Origin of the sequence: Curvibacter soli, from assembly GCF_029211125.1 — a bacterium.
GTDB lineage: Bacteria > Pseudomonadota > Gammaproteobacteria > Burkholderiales > Burkholderiaceae_C > Curvibacter_A > Curvibacter_A soli.
Map to the genome: position 1 here is coordinate 16214 of NZ_JARGEN010000062.1, position 18160 is coordinate 34373.

General features: G+C 69.5%; 13 protein-coding genes. 7 read left to right on the top strand and 6 right to left on the bottom strand.

The window, feature by feature from the left end; all coding sequences use genetic code 11:
• The first annotated feature begins 9 nt into the window (after window positions 1–9).
• From purU to PY257_RS13870, 3 genes are all read left to right on the top strand, one after another.
• Window positions 10–861 carry a formyltetrahydrofolate deformylase gene (gene purU / locus PY257_RS13860; protein WP_275742806.1) on the top strand — a complete coding sequence of 284 codons (852 nt, stop codon included), beginning with the start codon at window positions 10–12 and terminating at the stop codon, window positions 859–861.
• Between the two features lie 222 nt (window positions 862–1083).
• Window positions 1084–1227, top strand: coding sequence for a hypothetical protein (locus PY257_RS13865; RefSeq protein WP_275742871.1), 144 nt, complete (start codon window positions 1084–1086; stop codon window positions 1225–1227).
• Window positions 1228–1344: 117 nt separating this feature from the next.
• Complete coding sequence (locus PY257_RS13870) at window positions 1345–2847, top strand: FAD-linked oxidase C-terminal domain-containing protein (protein WP_275742808.1); 1503 nt, start codon at window positions 1345–1347, stop codon at window positions 2845–2847.
• Between the two features lie 29 nt (window positions 2848–2876).
• On the opposite strand, the gene PY257_RS13875 is transcribed toward PY257_RS13870, so the two are convergent.
• Complete coding sequence (locus PY257_RS13875) at window positions 2877–2999, bottom strand: hypothetical protein (protein ID WP_275742810.1); 123 nt, start codon at window positions 2997–2999, stop codon at window positions 2877–2879.
• A 256-nt stretch (window positions 3000–3255) separates the two neighbouring features.
• Window positions 3256–6231, bottom strand: coding sequence for an L-glutamate gamma-semialdehyde dehydrogenase (locus PY257_RS13885; protein WP_275742812.1), 2976 nt, complete (start codon window positions 6229–6231; stop codon window positions 3256–3258).
• A gap of 104 nt (window positions 6232–6335) precedes the next feature.
• Between PY257_RS13885 and PY257_RS13890 the strand changes: the two genes are divergently transcribed.
• Window positions 6336–6815, top strand: coding sequence for an Lrp/AsnC ligand binding domain-containing protein (locus tag PY257_RS13890; protein ID WP_275742814.1), 480 nt, complete (start codon window positions 6336–6338; stop codon window positions 6813–6815).
• A 34-nt stretch (window positions 6816–6849) separates the two neighbouring features.
• A complete protein-coding gene (locus PY257_RS13895) occupies window positions 6850–7278 on the top strand; it encodes a DUF3617 domain-containing protein (RefSeq protein ID WP_275742816.1) in 429 nt (142 codons plus the stop codon).
• On the opposite strand, the gene PY257_RS13900 is transcribed toward PY257_RS13895, so the two are convergent.
• Both PY257_RS13900 and PY257_RS13905 read right to left on the bottom strand, forming a co-directional pair.
• Window positions 7247–8428, bottom strand: a complete 1182-nt coding sequence (locus tag PY257_RS13900) for a phospholipase A (protein ID WP_419095719.1) — start codon at window positions 8426–8428, stop codon at window positions 7247–7249. The two genes, PY257_RS13895 and PY257_RS13900, sit on opposite strands and share 32 nt — an antisense overlap.
• 25 nt (window positions 8429–8453) lie before the next feature.
• Window positions 8454–10613: an ATP-dependent helicase gene (locus PY257_RS13905; protein ID WP_275742818.1), complete on the bottom strand. Its 2160-nt coding sequence runs from the start codon at window positions 10611–10613 to the stop codon at window positions 8454–8456.
• A gap of 97 nt (window positions 10614–10710) precedes the next feature.
• On the opposite strand from PY257_RS13905, the gene PY257_RS13910 reads away from it, so the two are divergent.
• Window positions 10711–11664, top strand: a complete 954-nt coding sequence (locus PY257_RS13910; protein ID WP_275742821.1) for an AEC family transporter — start codon at window positions 10711–10713, stop codon at window positions 11662–11664.
• A gap of 76 nt (window positions 11665–11740) precedes the next feature.
• On the opposite strand, the gene priA is transcribed toward PY257_RS13910, so the two are convergent.
• Both priA and hemE read right to left on the bottom strand, forming a co-directional pair.
• Complete coding sequence (priA, locus tag PY257_RS13915) at window positions 11741–13852, bottom strand: replication restart helicase PriA (protein WP_275742823.1); 2112 nt, start codon at window positions 13850–13852, stop codon at window positions 11741–11743.
• Between the two features lie 653 nt (window positions 13853–14505).
• Window positions 14506–15600, bottom strand: a complete 1095-nt coding sequence (gene hemE, locus PY257_RS13920; RefSeq protein ID WP_275742825.1) for a uroporphyrinogen decarboxylase — start codon at window positions 15598–15600, stop codon at window positions 14506–14508.
• A 130-nt stretch (window positions 15601–15730) separates the two neighbouring features.
• Between hemE and fusA the strand changes: the two genes are divergently transcribed.
• The gene (gene fusA, locus PY257_RS13925) at window positions 15731–17833 is read left to right on the top strand and encodes an elongation factor G (RefSeq protein ID WP_275742827.1); all 2103 of its coding nucleotides are present in this window, start codon (window positions 15731–15733) and stop codon (window positions 17831–17833) included.
• Window positions 17834–18160 lie beyond the last annotated feature (327 nt).

Genomic DNA, 18160 nt, shown 5'->3' on the forward strand with positions numbered 1-18160 from the left:
CGTCCCGCTATGAATCACCAAGCCTATATCCTCACTCTGTCCTGTCCGGACCGTCCCGGGATTGTGCACGCGGTTTCCGGTTTTCTGCTGGAGCGCGGCGGCAACATCGAAGAGGCCGCGCAATACAACGACCGCGCCACGGGCCTGTTCTTCATGCGCGTGCGCTTCGCCTGTGAACTGTCCGACCCGCTGGAGCTGCGCGCGCAGCTCCAGGTGTTCGCCGAGCCCTTCCAGATGCGCTGCGGCCTGCACGCGGCGGACGCGCCGATGCGCACGGTCATCATGGTCAGCCGCGAAGGGCATTGCCTGAACGACCTGCTGTTCCGCTGGAAGACCGGCCTGCTGCCGCTGGACATCCGCGCTATCGTCAGCAACCACCGCGACTTCTACCAGCTTGCGGCCAGCTACAACGTCCCCTTCCACCACATCCCGGTGAGCGCCGCCACCAAGGCCCAGGCCGAGGCGCGGCAGTTGGAGATCATCGATGCCGAGGGAGCCGAACTCGTGGTGCTGGCGCGCTACATGCAGGTACTCAGCGACGATCTGTGCCGCAAGCTCGAAGGCCGCGCGATCAACATCCACCACAGCTTCCTGCCGAGCTTCAAGGGTGCCAAGCCCTACTACCAGGCGCATGAGCGCGGCGTGAAGCTGATCGGCGCCACCGCGCACTACGTGACCGCCGCGCTCGACGAAGGCCCGATCATCGAGCAGGACGTGGCCCGCGCCGACCACAGCAAGACCGTGGAAGACCTGACCGCCATGGGCCGCGACACCGAAAGCCAGGTGCTGGCGCGCGCCGTGAAATGGCACAGCGAACACCGCGTGCTGCAAAACGGCCACAAGACGGTGATTTTCAAGTAGGTTCGCGCATGTTGCGATGGCGGCGGCGAATTTCATCGCGGCCCATCTTCTTCTGCCCCATGGCTCCGCTTGCAATGTGTGCAGGCGCTACGCCGTGGACGCCGGCCTGGGAATATCAGCCAAATCGGGCGCAGCCGCCATTTTTTTCAACCTCTCAGAATCGCGCAGGAGCCGCGATCGCGAGTCGGGCACCGCCGCTACTACTTCGACAAGAAGACCCGCGTGGCGGACCCGCAGCACGTCGAGCGGCTGGGCGCGTTCGTCTGCGCCTGCCTGCACAGTACCTGCGCGTGCCCGTGCGGCGCGTGGCTGGGCCGCCAGGCCGAGATGCCGTTGTTCGCGCTGGAACACGCGGGCGCCCGGTGATGCGCGCAGGCCGCCCCCCTCCGAATGCTGTGCCTGTCTTGACGCAATGAGGGCCGGAGGCTTTCAGCGGGTTTTGCCGTAGAGTGCCGGCACCGCCCACTCAAAAAGCTCTTCGCCATGAACGCTCCCTTGCTGCCCAGCGAACATGAAGCGCTGCAAGAACCAGAGCTTCAAGCACAGGTGGTGCAAGCGCTGCAGGCCGATTTGCCCGCCAGCGCGCTGCTCTGGACGCCCGAAGACACCACGCCCTACGAGTGCGACGGCCTGAGCGCCTACCGCCAGCGCCCGCTGGTGGTGGCCCTGCCCGAAACCTGCGCGCAGGTGCAAGCCGTGCTCAAGACCTGCCACCGCCTGGGCGTGCCCGTGGTGGCGCGCGGCGCGGGCACCGGCCTGTCGGGCGGGGCGATGCCGCACGCGCGCGGCGTCACGCTCTCGCTGGCCAAGTTCAACCGCATCCTGAACGTGGACCCGGCGAGCCGCACGGCCACCGTGCAGTGCGGCGTGCGCAACCTCGCCATCAGCGAGGCCGCCGCGCCCCACGGCCTGTACTACGCGCCCGACCCGAGCAGCCAGATCGCCTGCACCATCGGCGGCAACGTGGCCGAGAACTCGGGCGGCGTGCACTGCCTGAAATACGGCCTGACGGTGCACAACGTGCTCAAGGTGCGCGGCTTCATGGCCGACGGCGAGCCGGTGGAGTTCGGCAGCGATGCGCTCGACTGCGCGGGCCTGGACCTGCTGGCCGTGCTGGTGGGCAGCGAAGGCATGCTGGCCGTGACCACCGAGGTGACGGTGCGCCTGACGCCCAAGCCCCAGCTCGCACGCTGCATCATGGCCAGCTTCGCCGACGTGCGCGGCGCGGGCGAGGCCGTGGCCGCCATCATCGCCGCCGGCATCATCCCCGCGGGGCTGGAGATGATGGACAAGCCCATGACCGCTGCGGTGGAAGACTTCGTGCACGCCGGCTACGACCTGGAGGCCGCCGCCATCCTGCTGTGCGAAAGCGACGGCACGCCCGAGGAGGTGGCCGAGGAGATCGCGCGCATGGAGGCCGTGCTCACGCGCTGCGGCGCCACCGCCATCACTGTGAGCCAGAGCGAGGAGGAGCGCCTGCGCTTCTGGAGCGGGCGCAAGAACGCCTTTCCGGCCAGCGGGCGCATCAGCCCCGACTACATGTGCATGGACTCCACCATCCCGCGCGCGCGGCTGGCCGACATCCTGCTCGCCATCCAGCAGATGGAGCACAAATACCGCCTGCGCTGCTGCAACGTGTTCCACGCGGGCGACGGCAACCTGCACCCGCTGATCCTGTTCGACGCCAACGACCCCGACGAGCTGCACCGCGCCGAAGCGTTCGGCGCCGACATCCTGGAAACCAGCGTCGCCATGGGCGGCACCGTGACCGGCGAGCACGGCGTGGGCGTGGAGAAGCTCAACAGCATGTGCGTGCAGTTCACCGCCGAGGAGCATGCCCAGATGCTGGGCGTGAAGCACGCCTTCGATCCGCAGGGGCTGCTCAACCCGGGCAAGGTCATTCCCACGCTCGCCCGCTGCGCCGAGTACGGGAAGATGGTGGTGCGCGGCGGGCGGCTGCCGCATGCCGTCCTGCCGCGCTTCTGAGCCTGGTGCCCCCCGCCGGGACGGGCACCCTACGCGGGGTTGCCGCGCTCGCGCAATTCTTCCTGCGGGCGGCGGATGTTCGCCTGCATGGCTTCGCGCTGCGTCCGCGTCAGGGAAGGCGGCAGGCCCGGGCCGCCCGGCAGTGGCGGCATATTTGACCCCGGGGTCCTGGAAGTAGGAAGTAGCTCATCACAGCTCACCCGCTCGGGTGACTTCCCCAACATGGCCATGTGCTCATTGGCCGTATCGCGCAGTTGGGCCTTGGCCCTCACCGGTACGCGCTTGCCCATGGTCTGCTGCAGGCGCCTTCAACCTGGAAACGGCAGTTGACCGCTTTGTATCCCTTGCCAGGCCGCAGGAAATCGAGCGTTGACGGCTTCGATGACGTTCACCTCATGGGTGAGAACGCTATGCACCTGCCAGCAGCGCCGCGTCGCCGCCCGCCGCAGCCGTGTTGACGGTCACGGTCTGCTCGGCGCAGAAGCGGTAGAGGTAATGCGGCCCGCCGGCCTTGGGGCCGGTGCCCGAGAGGCCCTGGCCGCCGAAGGGCTGCACGCCGACCACGGCACCGATGGTGTTGCGGTTGACATAGACATTGCCCACCCGCGCGGCGCCGGCAAGCGCCTGGGCGCGGCTGTCGATGCGCGTCTGAATGCCCAGCGTGAGGCCATAGCCCAGCGCGTTGATCTGCGCCATCACGGCCCGCGGGTCGGCCAGCTCGCCCGTGCCCCAGCGCACGATCTGCAGCACGGGGCCGAAGATTTCCTGCCGCACGTCGCCGATGCGGGCCACCTCGAACGCCTGCGGGGCTACCATATTCATAGCTGCCTGCGCCCTATCCACGGGCGGAAGCAGCGGTTTTGCCTCTGAATGCAGGCGCTGCACATGGCGCATGACGGCGTCGCGCGCCTGGGCGTCGATGAGCGGGCCGACGTCGGTCGACAGGCGCCGGGGGTCGCCCGTGACCAGCTCGCGCGCGGCGCCGCAGATCATCTCGATCATGCCGTCGGCCACCGCCTCGTGCACGCACAGCAGGCGCAGCGCGGAGCAGCGCTGGCCGGCACTGCGGAAGGCGCTTTGCAGCACGGCGTCGGTCACCTGCTCGGGCAGCGCGGTGCTGTCCACCAGCATGGCGTTGATGCCGCCGGTCTCGGCAATCAGCGGCACGATGGGGCCGTCCTTGGCCGCGAGCGCGCGCTCGATGGTCTTGGCCACCGCCGTCGAGCCGGTGAAGGCCACGCCGGCGATGCCCGGCAGCGCGACCAGCGCCGCGCCCACGGTTTCGCCGGGGCCGTGCAGCAGCTGCAGCGCGCCGGCGGGCACGCCCTGGGCGTGCAGCAGTTCCACGGCGGCCCGGGCGATGCCGGGCGTCTGCTCGGCGGGCTTGGCGAGCACGGTGTTGCCGGTGACCAGCGCAGCGGCGACCTGGCCCGTGAAGATGGCAAGCGGAAAGTTCCATGGGCTGATGCAGACCCACACGCCGCGCGCGGTCAGGCGCAGGGTGTTGGATTCGCCCGTGGGGCCGGGGAGTTCGAGCGGCTGCATCACACGCTCGGCCTCGCCCGCGTAGTAGCGCAGAAAGTCCACCGCCTCGCGCAGCTCGGACACCGCGTCGCCCCAGGTCTTGTGCGCCTCTTGCACCAGCAGGGCGCAAAAGCGCGGCAGCTCGCGCTCCAGCGCGTCGGCGCCGCGGCGCAGGCAGGCGGCGCGCTCGGCCACCGCTGTTGTACTCCATTTTTCATAGCTGTCAGCGCCCGTGGAATAAGCGCTGGCGGCCAATTTGGCATCAAAAAACGGCACCTGTGGCAGCGCCGTGTCTTGCAGCGCGGCCAGCAGCGGCTCGCGCATGGCGGGCACGCTCAGGTCCACGCCGCGGCTGTTGGCGCGCGCAGGGCCATAGAGCGCCGGCGGCAGCGGCAAGGCAGGCGCGCTCTCGTGCCACAGCGGCGAGGCCAGCAGCTCGCGCATATCCACCGCCGGGTCGGCGAGCTGGTGCACGAAGGACGAATTGGCGCCGTTTTCCAGCAGCCGCCGCACCAGATAGGCCAGCAGGTCGCGGTGCCGGCCCACCGGGGCGTAGATGCGGCAGGCGGCGCCCGGGTCTTTCAGCAGCTCGCGGAAAACGCCTTCGCCCATGCCGTGCAGACGCTGCAGTTCATGGGGCGCGTCGTCCATGCGGCGCGCCATCTGGCGGATGGCGGCAATGGTGCCGGCGTTGTGGCCGGCAAACTGCGGGTAGATTGCGTCGCGGGCCTCGAACAGCGCGCGGGCGCAGGCCAGGTAAGAGATGTCGGTGTGGTGCTTGTGCGTGAACACCGGGTAGTGCGGCAGGCCCAGCTCCTGCGCGCGCTTGATTTCGGCATCCCAGTACGCGCCCTTGACCAGCCGGCACATCAGGCGCACGCGGTGCCGGCGGCCAATCTCGGCCACATGGCGCACCAGTTCCAGCGCGCGCGTCTGATAGGCCTGCATGGCCAGGCCAAGGCCGCTCCAGCGCGGGCACTCGCGCCCGACGCGCTCGACCAGCGCCTCGAACACGTCGAGCGAGAGTTCGAGCCGCTCCACCTCCTCGGCGTCGATCGTCAGGTTGATGTTGACGCGCGCGGCCTGCTCGCACAGGCGCCAGACGGCGGGCACCAGCTCGGCCATCACGCGCTCGCGCTGGGCGTCCTCGTAGCGCGGATGCAGCGCGCTGAGCTTGATCGAGATGCCATCGTTGCGCTGCGGCGGGCGCGCCGGGTCGCACGCGCCGCCACTGGCGCCGATGGCGGCAATCGCGCCTTCGTAGCGGCGCAGGTACTCGGCCGCGTCCGCGGCGGTGCGCGCGCCCTCGCCCAGCATGTCGTAGCTCAGGCGCACGCTGGCGTGCTGTCTGCGCGTGGCGGCGGCCTCGTGCAGCGCCTCGGGCATGTCCTGACCGAGCACGAACTGGCGCCCCATGAGCTGCACCGCGCGCAGCGTGGCCGCCACCACGGCGCGCGCACCCAGGCGGGCCACGATGCCGGGTTCCTCCCCGCTGCCGGGCAGCAACTTCCTGGACAGCGCGATGACCGTGGACGACAGCCGCGCCAGCGCCGAGTCGCCGGTGCCGGAAAAGTCGGCGCGGCCCAGCTGGTCCGCCGTGAGCGCGATGGCCGTGGGCGCGTCGGGCACGCGCAGCAACGCCTCGGCCAGCCGCATCAGCGCCAGACCCTCTGCGGTGGAAATCGGATATTCGCGCAACAGGCTTTCCATGGCCCAGAACGGCGGCGGCTTGTCGCGCACCGCCTGCACCCACGGATAGGCGGCGGGCACGGCCGTCTGCCAGTCGAGCACGCCTTCGAGCGATGCGAGGCATTGGCGCACGATGTCAGCCTCGGAGCGGTAGGGAACGGGGAGTCGCATGGCTTTGGCCGCAGTGGGCGATGGAATGAATTCATGGCGATGTTCAAGCCTTTCACTACGAATGTTTCGCCAAAATTTTGCACACCCATGGTGAAATATTCGGCATGCACCCCACCCCCGGCATCGCCCTCGACCGCATCGACCTGCGCATCCTCGCCGCGCTGCAGGCCAATGGCCGCATTTCCAACCTCAAGCTCGCCGAAAGCGTGGCGCTGTCGCCCACCGCCGTGCTGGCGCGCGTGCAGCGGCTCACGCGCGAAGGCTTCATCCTGGGCTACGAGGCGCGGCTCGACCCCGGCAAACTCGGCGCCGCGATGATGGTGTTCGTCGAAGTGCTGCTCGACCGCACCACGCCCAACGTGTTCGAGCAATTCAAGGCCGCCGTGCAGGCGTGCGCCGAAATCATGGAATGCCACATGGTGGCCGGCGGCTTCGACTACCTGCTCAAGACCCGCATGGCCGACATGGCCGCCTACCGCGACTTCGCGGGCCGCGTGCTGTGGCAGTTGCCTGGCGTGCGCGAGACGCGCACCTACGCGGTGATCGAGGAAGTGAAGAATTCCACGCACCTGCCGCTGCCATGACATGCGCCCGCGCGGCGCAAGCCGATGGAGGCCCATGCTGGCCCAGCGCGGCATGTCCATGTCGCCCGGCGGCGGCCACGGCATGCGCGTCTGCAGCACGCCCGAAATGGCGGCGCGGCAGGAAGCGCCCGTGCAGCAGAAGGGCCATTGCACGATCCAGGCGACGCAGCGCTCGGCCGCCGAAGCCCACATCGCCTTCACCTGCACCGACCCGGCCGCGCAGGGCGACGGCTCCCTCACCTTCGACGGCCCGCGCGCCTACAAGATGCACATGGTCACGAACGCCACCGTGCAGGGCCAGCCACGACAGCACCCGCTGGACGTGAGCGGCAAGTGGCTGGCGGCGCACTGCGCATGGCCGCCCCATGGCGCACTGCCTACGGCCAGGCGCGCGGCCCCGGCGCGCCGGGCCACGCGCTGCGGCGCCTGGGTTAGAAATCCAGCAGGCTCAGCCCCACGCTGAACACGGTGCGGTGCCGGTTGTAGTCGATCAGGCTGTCGCCGTAGCCGCTGAAAATCTGGGTGTGGAAGCGCAGCCCGGAGCGCGTGCCGTTGTCGTCGCTGTGCAGGGCCCGCAGCCATTCGAGCCGAACCGAGCCGCGCCCGCTGGCCGACAGCGACGAGCGCACGGTGGCGCTCAGCGTGTTGTCCTGGTTCACGTTCCAGGTCCCCTGCAGTTCGGCGCGGCCGATGTAGTTGCTGATGCCGGGGTTTTCGTCGTCGTCGGCGCTCTCGGCGATGCGCTTCCAGATGCGGGCGTTGAGCCGGAAGTCCGCGCCCTTTTCCATGCCTGTCATCAGGTACACCCGGTTCCAGCTGCGCGACAGCGGCAGGCTTTGGCCGTTGGACTGGTGCACCAGGCCCAGGCCGCTGTAGCGCCAGCGCCAGCCCAGGGGCAGTTGCGCGTCGGTGGGGTAGACGTAGATCAGCTCGGGCTCGTGGTCGGTGGCGCGGAAGGGGCGCGACAACTCGGGGCTGAAGATCTGCCAGTACGACTGCGCGGTGTAGCCGAACCACAGCGAATCCTGGAGCGTCGGATGGCCGCTGGTCAGCAGCCCCTGGGCGATCTTGGTGCGCAGCGAGATCTGGATGCGCACCTCGTTGCTGCTGTAGTCGATCGGCGCGGGGGCTCCATGGTCGGGGGCCGGAGAGCTGGGCTGCTTGTTGACGTTGCTGCCACTCACCACCGACAGCGAGATGGGCCGGTAGCCGCGGATGCCGAAGGTGCCGCAGTCGGTGCCTACCTCCAACTCCCAGAAGCGCGAGAGGTCGGAGTACTGCTTGTCGCGGCAGCCCTCGGTGGCGGCCACGCCGATGATGCGGGTGGCCGGCAGCGTGCTATCCACGGGCGCGGAGGGCGGCGCGGCTTTCGTCGTGGCGGACGCGCTGGCGGTGGCTGCGCCGGGCGACTGGTCCGCGGCCCAGCGGTCGAAGCAGGCCAGGCGCTCGTCCTTGTCGGCCACCAGGGCCGTGCAGCGCTGCCAAGCGTCCGCGGTGGCGCTGGCCGCCGTAGAGACAGGCGGTGTCTGCGCCATGGCGCAGATGCATGCGGACGGCAGCGCGAGGGCGGCCAGGGAGAAAAGGCTGCTGAAGCGGACGGAGCGTTGCGGCATGGTGGGGGTCTCGTCGCAAGGATGTTCAGGGGGCGGGATGGGCGGTCGGCGGCGCCTCGGCCCGGCGCGCGAACTCGGCGCGCAGCGCGCGCAGCTTCTCGCGCGGGTCTTCCCGGGCCATGGCCTTGTCCAGCGCCATCTCGGCGATGAAGCGGCTGGGCTGGGCGGGCACCATCTCGCGGCCCTTCTTGCGTTTCCTGGTCCAGCTCACGGCGAGCGTGCGCTGCGCGCGGGTGATGCCCACGTACATCAGCCGGCGTTCTTCCTGCAGGCGCTGGGCGGTTTCCTCGCTGACCTCTGGCCGCCGGGCCGCCCCAAGGCCAGAAGCGACATCCTCGGGGGGCAGCGGACCACGCGCAGCGGGGGAGTGTGGGGGCGCGTCCTTCTGCTGTCGCCCACCGTCGTCGTCGATCTTGAAGGGCAGCAGCCCCTCGGTTACGCCGGCCAGCACCACGTGCGGCCATTCGAGCCCCTTGGACGCGTGCAGCGTGGAGAGCGTCACCACGTCCTGATCCTGTTCGCGTTCGCTGATGGTGGTGAGCAGGGCGATGGTCTGGGCGACTTCCAGGAGGCTCTTGGTTTCGGTGGTGACGGAGGCCCCGCTCGCGTCCTCGATCTGGCCGCCGCAGCGCTGCGCCATCCAGTCGCAGAAGTCGAGCACGTTGCTCCAGCGTGCGGCGGCGAGCTTCTCGCTGTCCTCACCGTCGTACAGGTGCCGTTCGTAGCCGATGTCGGCCAGCCAGCCGGCCAGAAACGCGCGCGCCGCCTCGGCCCCCAGCGTGTGGCCGGCGCGGTAGGCCAGGTCGTTCACGTAGCGGCCGAATTCATGCAGCCCACCCAGCGCGCGCGCCGGCAGCACGGCGGGCAGCATGGCGCTGAACAGCGCGGCGAACAGGCTCAGCTTGTGCTGCGTGGCGAAGGTGCCCAGTTGCGCCAGCGTGGTGTGGCCGATGCCGCGTTTGGGCGTCGCCACGGCGCGCAGGAAGGCCGGGTCGTCGTCGTTGTTCACCCACAGCCGCAGCCAGGCGCACAGGTCGCGGATCTCGGTGCGGTCGAAGAAGCTGGTGCCGCCCGACACCTTGTACGGGATTTGTGCCTTGCGCAACGCCTTCTCGAACGGCTTGGCCTGGTGGTTGGCGCGGTACAGCACGGCGAAGTGCCGCCACTCGCTGTGCTGGTGGCTGGCGCGCAGGCCCTGGATGCGCGCGACGGCGCGCTCGGCCTCGTGCTCCTCGGTGTCGGCGTCCACCACGCGCACGGGCTCGCCTTCGCCCAGTTCGCTGAACAGCGTCTTGGGAAACAGCTTGGGGTTGGGCCCGATCACGTTGTTGGCCGCGCGCAGGATGGCGCTGGTGGAGCGGTAGTTCTGCTCCAGCTTGACGACCTTGAGCGCGGGGAAGTCGAGTGGCAGCTTCCTCAGGTTGTCGAGCGTGGCGCCGCGCCAGCCGTAGATGCTCTGGTCGTCGTCGCCCACGGCGGTGAAGCGGGCGCGCTCGCCGACCAGCAGCTTGAGCAGTTCGTACTGGGTGGCGTTGGTGTCCTGGTATTCGTCCACCAGCACGTGGCCGAGCTTTTTTTGCCATTTCTCCCGCACCTCGGGAAAGTCGCGCAGCAGCTTGAGCGGCAGGCCGATCAGGTCGTCGAAATCGACGCTCTGGTAGGCCGCCAGGCGCTCCTCGTAGAGCTGCATGATGCGCGCGATGGTTTTTTCGTTGTCGTCGGCGGCCACGGACTGCGCCTGCGCGGCGTTCAGGCCCATGTTCTTCCACTTGCTGATGGTCCACTGCCACTGGCGCGCGGTGGCCGCGTCGGTGGTGCCGCCGGCGGCGTCCTTCAGGATGCTGGTCACGTCGTCGGTGTCGAGGATGCTGAACTGCGGCTTCAGGCCCAGCACCGCGCCGTCCTCGCGCATCAGCCGCACGCCCAGGGCGTGGAAGGTGCAGACCAGCACGTCCTTGGCCGCGCGCCCGATCAGCCCCTTGGCGCGCTCGCGCATCTCGGCGGCGGCCTTGTTGGTGAAGGTGATGGCGGCGATGCGCCGCGGTTCGAGCCCGACTTCGATGAGCCGCGCGATCTTGTGCGTGATGACCCGCGTCTTGCCCGAGCCCGCGCCGGCCAGCACCAGGCAGGGGCCGCCGATGTAGTGAACGGCTTCGAGCTGGGCGTGGTTGAGGCCGGCGGACATCTTCTGGTGGGGGCGCGAGGCTGGCGGGCGGGGGGGGGGGAGGGCACCCATCATACCGGTCATGCTGCCCTGGCGGCCTGCTGCGAGAATCGCGCGCGTGCTGTCCGTCCTCGCCGTCGCCTTCCCCTTCTTCGCCCTGGTGCTGTGCGGCTACGCGGCCACGCGGCGCGGGTTGCTGCCGCAGTCCGCCATTCCGGGGCTCAACGCCTTCGTGCTGTTCTTCGCGCTGCCGTGCATGCTGTACCGCTTCGGCGCCGCAACGCCGGTCGGGCTGCTGCTGGACCCCGGCGCATTGGGCATCTACCTGGCTTGCGCGCTGGCCATGGTGGGGCTGGCCGTGGCCTGGGCGCGGCGGCAGCGCCTGGGCTGGAACGACGCGGCCTTCGGCGCGCTGGTGGCGGCGTTCCCCAACACCGGCTTCATGGGCGTGCCGCTGCTCGCGGCGCTGCTGGGCGCGCAGGCCGCGGGGCCGGTGATGCTGGCGATCGCCGTGGACATGGTGATCACCACCTCGCTGTGCATCGCGCTGTCACGGCTCGACGGCGCGGGCGGCGTAGGCCCGGCGCTGCGGCGCGCGCTGCGCGGCATGCTGGCCAACCCGATGGCCTGGTCCATTGCGCTGGGGGCGCTGGCCTCGGCGCTGCAATGGCGGCTGCCCGGGCCGCTGGAGCAGTTGGTGGCGCTGCTGGCGGGGGCGGCGTCGCCCGTGGCGCTGTTTACCATCGGCGCGGTGCTGGCGCGCTCGCGGATGAACGCCCACGAGCATGTCCCGGCGCGGGCCTACGTGCCGCTGGCGCTGGCCAAGCTCGTGCTGCACCCGCTGCTGGTGTTCGGGGCGGGCCGCGCGGCCATGGCGCTGGGCCTGCCGCTGGCCGCGCCCGCGCTCACCGCGCTGGTGCTGGTGGCGGCGCTGCCGGGCGCCAGCAACGTGTCGCTGCTGGCCGAGCGCTTCGGCGCGCACACGGGGCGCATCGCGCGCATCATCCTCGTGTCCACGGCGCTGTCTTTCCTGAGCTTCTCCGCCGCAGTGGCGTGGCTGGCACCGCGTTGATAGCTCCTATTTTGATAGCTATCAGCGCTGGAATATAAAGCGCCGGAGGCATATTTTGCTCAAAGAATTCGGGGGCTCAGATTGCCAGTGGATCGACGTCGATGGCCCAGCGCACCAGTCCCCTGTGCGCCGGGTCGGCGCGCAGGGCATGCAGCGCGTCCTGCCATGCGGCCAGCAACTGCTGCAGCGCCGCGCGCGAAGGGCTTTCCACGAGCATCTGCGCGCGCTCGATGTCGGCCACGCGCTGCACCGCCATCGGCACGGCCGGGTAGAGCGTGACCTGCGCCGCGCCCGGCAGCCCCCCGGCCTGCGCGGCGGCGGCGCCCAGGAAGCCCTGCGCCACCTCCTGCGTGCGGGCCTCGGCGCGCACCAGCGCCTGGTAGGCGAAGGGTGGCATGGCGGCGGCGGCGCGCTCGGCCAACTGCTGCGCGGCGAAGGCCGGGTAGTCGTGGCTGCGCAGCGCGGCAAACAGCGGATGGCCCGGGTGGGCGGTCTGCACCCACAGTTCGGCCGCCGTGCCTTGTGCCGCCCTGGCGGCCATGAAGGCCGCGTCCCGTCCAGCGCGGCCCCCCGCCTGCATGAGCAGCGAGAACAGTCGCTCGGCGGCGCGGAAGTCGCTGGAGAACAGCGCGCCGTCGGGGTTCACTGCGGTCACCAGCGTGATGCGGCGGAAGTCATGGCCCTTGGCGATCATCTGCGTGCCCACCAGCACATCGACGCTGCCGTCGTGCACGGCGGCCAGGTGCGCTTGCAGCGCGCCCTTGGCGCGGGTGCTGTCGGCGTCGATGCGGGCGATGCGCACGGGCATGCCGTCGGGGCGGCGGGCGTCGGCCAGCAACTCGGCCAGGTGCTCCTCGAGCCGCTCGGTGCCTCGGCCCAGCGGCGCGATGTCGAGGTTGCCGCAGCTCGGGCAGGCGCGGGGCACGCGCTGCGTGAAGCCGCAGTGGTGGCAGCGCAGCGTGCGATCGGCCTTGTGGAACACCTGGTAGGCGCTGCAGTGCGGGCAGTCGCTCTTCCAGCCGCAGTCGACGCAGTGCAGCACGGGCGCATAGCCGCGCCGGTTGAGCAGCACCATGGCCTGCTCGCCGCGCGCGATGCGCTCGCGCACCGCTGCCAGCAGCGGGGCGGAGAAGAGGGTGTTGCGCGGCTGCTGGTTCATGTCCACCAGCCGGACACGCGGCAGCGCGCCCGCGCCCACGCGTGCGGGCATGGCCAGGCGCACGTAGCGCCCGCCGGGGTCCGTCGGGGCGTGGCTGGCCGGCGGGCGGCTGTGGTGCCAGCTCTCCAGCGAGGGGGTGGCCGACCCCAGCACCACCGTGGCGCCTTCCGTGTGGCCGCGCCAGACGGCCAGGTCGCGCGCCGAATAGCGCGCGCCTTCCTGCTGCTTGTAGCTCGGGTCGTGTTCTTCATCGACGACGATCAGGCGCAGGCGCGGCAGGCTGGCGAACACCGCCATGCGCGTGCCCAGCACGATGCGCGCCGCGCCGGCGTGCGCGGCCAGCCAGCTTTTCAGGCGCTGGGGGTTGCTCATGCCGCTGTGCAGCGACACCACGGCATCGGCGCCAAAGCGCGCGGTGAAGCGGGCTTCGAGCTGCGGCGTGAGGTTGATCTCGGGCACCATGACGAGCGCCTGCGCGCCCGGCTCCGTGGCCAGCAGGCGCTGCACGCAGCGCAGGTAGACCTCGGTTTTGCCGCTGCCGGTGGCGCCGAACAGCAGGAACGGCCCGCCGCCCTCGGCGATGCGCGCCAGCGCGGCGGCCTGCTCGGGCGTGAGCGGCGGCAGCGCCTGCAGGCCGGCGGCATCCGTAGCGGGCGCCCCCGCCGCCCGACGCTGCAGGCGGCGCGCGAGTTGCGCGGCGCTCAGCCCGCGCAATTGGGGCGGCAGCGCGGCCAGCGCGACTTCGCCCAGGCCGCGCTGGTAGTAGCGCGCGGTGAAGGTCGCCAGTTGCCGCCAGGACGCGCCCAGCGGCGGCAGGCCGTCGAGCACGCCGGCCACGGCCCGCGGCGCCATGCCGGCGGGCATGGCGGGCGCGGGGCCGTCCCACACCACGCCCAGCATCTCGCGCGAACCCAAAGGCACGCGCACCAGGGCACCGGGCGCAAGTGGCTGCTCGCTGGCGTACGTCAGCAGCCCGCCCACCGCGCTGTGCGCGGGGGTGGGTACGGCAACCGGGACGGAGTGGGGCATGGGGTTTACGGGCGGGTTTTGCTGCAAGGTCTGGGAAGTGCCGCTAAGCCATTGTTCTGAAAGGTGTTGCGTCGGTTGCCCCGGTTTTCTGTGGATAACTATGTTGACATGCCATGGTGCAACGCCGCAAACCCGCATGGGCAAAGGCTTGCAACATATTGCCCACCAAAAGGGCAGAAGAGAATATCCATATGAATCAATGGGTTGAGTTGCAACGTGAAGCCGGAATGGCGCAAGGCGCGGGTAAACACTGCCTGTGTTCCGGCGCCGGAGCCTGTGTGCATAAGTCAAATCTAGAACGGCGTGGATTTGTTTCAGATTGAACCCGGCAGCGGAAGTCACCTCACAAGGACGATGTAAGCCATTGATTTTGAACCGTTGTGGCGGCAATCCAGAATTTCTGTGGATAACTTTGTTGATAGGACGCCGCAACCAGCGCCGAGCCCTTGAAAATCAAGGCTTTCTTCACTTTGCCCACGAAATCGGCAATGGTGCGGGTTCCTTATGAATCAAGCACTTGCGTACGCTACGCGTTTGATAGCGGGGTGCCGCACCGTCCCAGCGCATCACTGCGCCGCAGCACGATTTTTGTGCATAAGTATGGTGCCGAAAGTCTATTTGCATAGCGTGGCAGGCCCGTCTGTCAAGCGTTTTCAGGCCTGGCGCAGCTTGCGCGAATGGCCATGCACGGCTTCCACCAGGGCGGCCACGTGGTCGGGCGGCGTGTACTGGCTGATGCCGTGGCCCAGGTTGAAGATGTGCGTGGGGCCGCTGCCCGCGCCGGTGTGCGGGGTGCCGAAGCGGTCGAGCACGCGGCGGGCCTCGGCCTGCACCACTGCGGGCGGGGCGAACAGCACGGCGGGATCGAGGTTGCCTTGCAGCGCCTTGTCCGCGCCGTCCACGCAGGCGCGCGCGGCGCCCAGGTCCACGGTCCAGTCCAGGCCCAGCACCTCGCAGTCCAGGTCGGCCATGGCGGCCAGCCACGGGCCGCCGCCCTTGGTGAAGACGATGCGCGGCACGTCCTGCCCGTCCGGGCCGGTGCGCTGGAGCTGCGCCAGCACGCGCGCCGTGTAGGCCAGGCTGAAGGCCTGGAACGCGCCGTCGGCCAGCACGCCGCCCCAACTGTCGAACACCATTACGGCCTGCGCGCCCGCGTCGATCTGGGCGTTCAGGTAGGCTGCCACGGCGTCGGCGTTCACGGCCAGGATGCGGTGCATCAGGTCTGGGCGGGCGTAGAGCATGGTCTTGACCCGGCGGTAGTCGTCGCTGCCCTGGCCCTCGACCATGTAGCAGGCCAGCGTCCAGGGGCTGCCCGAGAAGCCGATCAGCGGCACGCGCCCGGCCAGCGCGCGGCGGATCGAGGCCACGGCGTCGAACACGTAGCGCAGCCGTTCCATGTCCGGCACGGCCAGGCGGGCCACGGCGGCCTCGCTGCGCACCGGCGCGTCGAAGCGCGGACCCTCGCCCTGCGCGAACGACAGCCCCAGGCCCATGGCGTCGGGCACGGTGAGGATGTCGGAAAACAGGATGGCGGCGTCGAGCGGGTAGCGGGCCAGCGGCTGCAGCGTGACCTCGGTGGCGTAGTCCACGTTCGTCGCCAGCCCCATGAAGCTGCCGGCCTTGGCGCGGGTTGCCACGTATTCGGGCAGGTAGCGCCCGGCCTGGCGCATCAGCCACAGGGGCGTGTAGTCGGTGGCCTGGCGGCGGCAGGCGCGCAGGAAGGTGTCGTTCTGGAGCGGGGCAAACATGGGCCGGATTGTCGCAGGGCCGCCCCCGCAAGCTCCCGCGCGCCACGGCGCCGGGAAAGGCATACAGTTGCCGTGCCCTTGCGGCCATGCCCTTTGGTCGTATCTGTGCCTGTCTGATAGGAGAATTGGCATGAGCCGCACCACCCCCATCGAGCGCTACCGCAACATCGGCATCTCGGCGCACATCGACGCCGGCAAGACCACGACGACCGAGCGCATCCTGTTCTACACCGGCGTGAACCACAAGATCGGCGAGGTGCACGACGGCGCCGCCACCATGGACTGGATGGAGCAGGAGCAGGAGCGCGGCATCACCATCACCTCTGCCGCCACCACGGCGTTCTGGAAGGGCATGGCCGGCAACTACCCCGAGCACCGCATCAACATCATCGACACGCCCGGCCACGTCGATTTCACCATCGAGGTGGAGCGCTCCATGCGCGTGCTCGACGGCGCCGTGATGGTCTACGACTCGGTCGGCGGCGTGCAGCCGCAGTCCGAGACCGTCTGGCGCCAGGCCAACAAGTACAAGGTGCCGCGCATCGCCTTCGTCAACAAGATGGACCGCGTGGGCGCCGATTTCTTCCGCGTGCAGCGCCAGATCGGCGAGCGCCTGAGGGGCGTGGCCGTGCCGCTGCAGATCCCCGTGGGCGCTGAAGATCATTTCCAGGGCGTGGTCGACCTGGTCAAGATGAAGGCCATCTTCTGGGACGAGGCCGGCCAGGGTGTGCGCTTCGAATACCGCGACATCCCGGACGAGCTGCTGGCCACCGCGCAGCAATGGCGCGAGAAGATGGTCGAGGCCGCCGCCGAGTCGAGCGAGGCGCTGCTCGACAAGTACCTCGGCGGCGAGGCGCTGACCGAAGACGAGATCAAGCGCGCCATCCGCCAGCGCACCATCGCCGGCGAGATCGTGCCCATGCTGTGCGGCAGCGCGTTCAAGAACAAGGGCGTGCAGGCCATGCTCGACGCCGTGATCGACTACCTGCCCTCGCCCGTGGACGTGCCCGCGATCAACGGCCAGACCGAGGACGGCGAGCACGCCGAGCGCCATCCCGGCGACGCCGAGCCGTTCGCGGCCCTGGCGTTCAAGATCATGACCGACCCGTTCGTCGGCCAGTTGATCTTCTTTCGCGTCTATTCGGGCGTGGTGCAGAGCGGCGACACGGTCTACAACCCGGTCAAGGGCAGGAAGGAGCGGCTGGGCCGCATCCTGCAGATGCACGCCAACGAGCGCACCGAGATCAAGGAAGTGCGCGCCGGCGACATCGCCGCCGCCGTGGGCCTGAAGGACGTCACCACCGGCGACACCCTGTGCGACCCGGCCAAGCCCATCGTGCTGGAGCGCATGGTGTTCCCCGAGCCCGTGATTTCGCAGGCCGTGGAACCCAGGACCAAGGCCGACCAGGAGAAGATGGGCGTGGCCCTGAACCGCCTGGCGCAGGAGGACCCGTCCTTTCGCGTGCGCACCGACGAGGAAAGCGGCCAGACCATCATCGCCGGCATGGGCGAGCTGCACCTCGAAATCCTCGTGGACCGCATGAAGCGCGAGTTCGGCGTGGAGGCCAATGTCGGCAAGCCCCAGGTGGCGTACCGCGAGACCATCCGCACCACGGCTGCCGACGTGGAAGGCAAGTTCGTCAAGCAGTCGGGCGGGCGTGGCCAGTACGGCCACGCCGTCATCACGCTGGAGCCCGCGCCGGGCAAGGGCTACGAGTTCGTCGATGCGATCAAGGGCGGCGTGATCCCGCGCGAATACATCCCGGCGGTGGACAAGGGCATCCAGGAAACGCTGAAGAGCGGCGTACTGGCAGGCTACCCGGTGGTGGACGTGAAGGTCACGCTGGTGTTCGGCTCGTACCACGACGTCGATTCCAACGAGAACGCCTTCCGCATGGCCGGCTCCATGGCGTTCAAGGACGCCATGCGGCGCGCCAGGCCGGTGCTGCTCGAACCCATGATGGCCGTGGAGGTGGAAACGCCCGAGGACTTCACGGGCAACGTCATGGGCGACCTCTCCAGCCGCCGCGGCATGGTGCAGGGCATGGAGGACATCGCCGGGGGCGGCGGCAAGCTGGTGCGCGCCGAGGTGCCGCTGTCGGAGATGTTCGGCTACTCCACCACGCTGCGCTCGCTGACCCAGGGCCGCGCCACCTACTCCATGGAGTTCAAGCACTACGCCGAGGCGCCCAACAGCGTGGCCGAGGCGATCATCAACGCGCGCAAGGGCTGAAACCCCCTGAAACAGCCGGGATGGCTGTTTCAGACCTTTCGGGAGCCGCCCCCCGCCCATGCTTGCCATCGCCTCGCTGGAAGCGCAGAACCATTTCGGTGACGCTGCAGCAGCCCATGGCCATCGGCGGGCGCGGCCTGCGCGTGGACATGGGTGCGAGCATCGGCGTCGGCCATGCACCCGCCGCTCGAAGGCTCCTGCAGGGGGGGGGATGAAGCCTCTGATCCTGGAAACAGCAGTTGACCGCTTCGTATCCCTTGCCAGGCCGCATGAAATCGAGCGTTGACGGCTTCGATGGGGTTCACCTCATGGGTGAGAGCGCCATGC

What these genes read in the sequence shown, in the direction of transcription:
- purU (WP_275742806.1), top strand. Translation starts at nt 10, where the DNA reads ATGAATCACCAAGCCTATATCCTCACTCTGTCCTGTCCGGACCGTCCC.
- hemE (WP_275742825.1), bottom strand. Translation starts at nt 15,600, where the DNA reads ATGTTTGCCCCGCTCCAGAACGACACCTTCCTGCGCGCCTGCCGCCGC.
- PY257_RS13875 (WP_275742810.1), bottom strand. Translation starts at nt 2,999, where the DNA reads ATGCCGCCACTGCCGGGCGGCCCGGGCCTGCCGCCTTCCCTGACGCGG.
- PY257_RS13890 (WP_275742814.1), top strand. Translation starts at nt 6,336, where the DNA reads ATGCACCCCACCCCCGGCATCGCCCTCGACCGCATCGACCTGCGCATC.
- priA (WP_275742823.1), bottom strand. Translation starts at nt 13,852, where the DNA reads ATGCCCCACTCCGTCCCGGTTGCCGTACCCACCCCCGCGCACAGCGCG.
- PY257_RS13900 (WP_419095719.1), bottom strand. Translation starts at nt 8,428, where the DNA reads ATGCCGCAACGCTCCGTCCGCTTCAGCAGCCTTTTCTCCCTGGCCGCC.
- PY257_RS13895 (WP_275742816.1), top strand. Translation starts at nt 6,850, where the DNA reads ATGCTGGCCCAGCGCGGCATGTCCATGTCGCCCGGCGGCGGCCACGGC.
- fusA (WP_275742827.1), top strand. Translation starts at nt 15,731, where the DNA reads ATGAGCCGCACCACCCCCATCGAGCGCTACCGCAACATCGGCATCTCG.
- PY257_RS13905 (WP_275742818.1), bottom strand. Translation starts at nt 10,613, where the DNA reads ATGTCCGCCGGCCTCAACCACGCCCAGCTCGAAGCCGTTCACTACATC.
- PY257_RS13885 (WP_275742812.1), bottom strand. Translation starts at nt 6,231, where the DNA reads ATGCGACTCCCCGTTCCCTACCGCTCCGAGGCTGACATCGTGCGCCAA.
- PY257_RS13870 (WP_275742808.1), top strand. Translation starts at nt 1,345, where the DNA reads ATGAACGCTCCCTTGCTGCCCAGCGAACATGAAGCGCTGCAAGAACCA.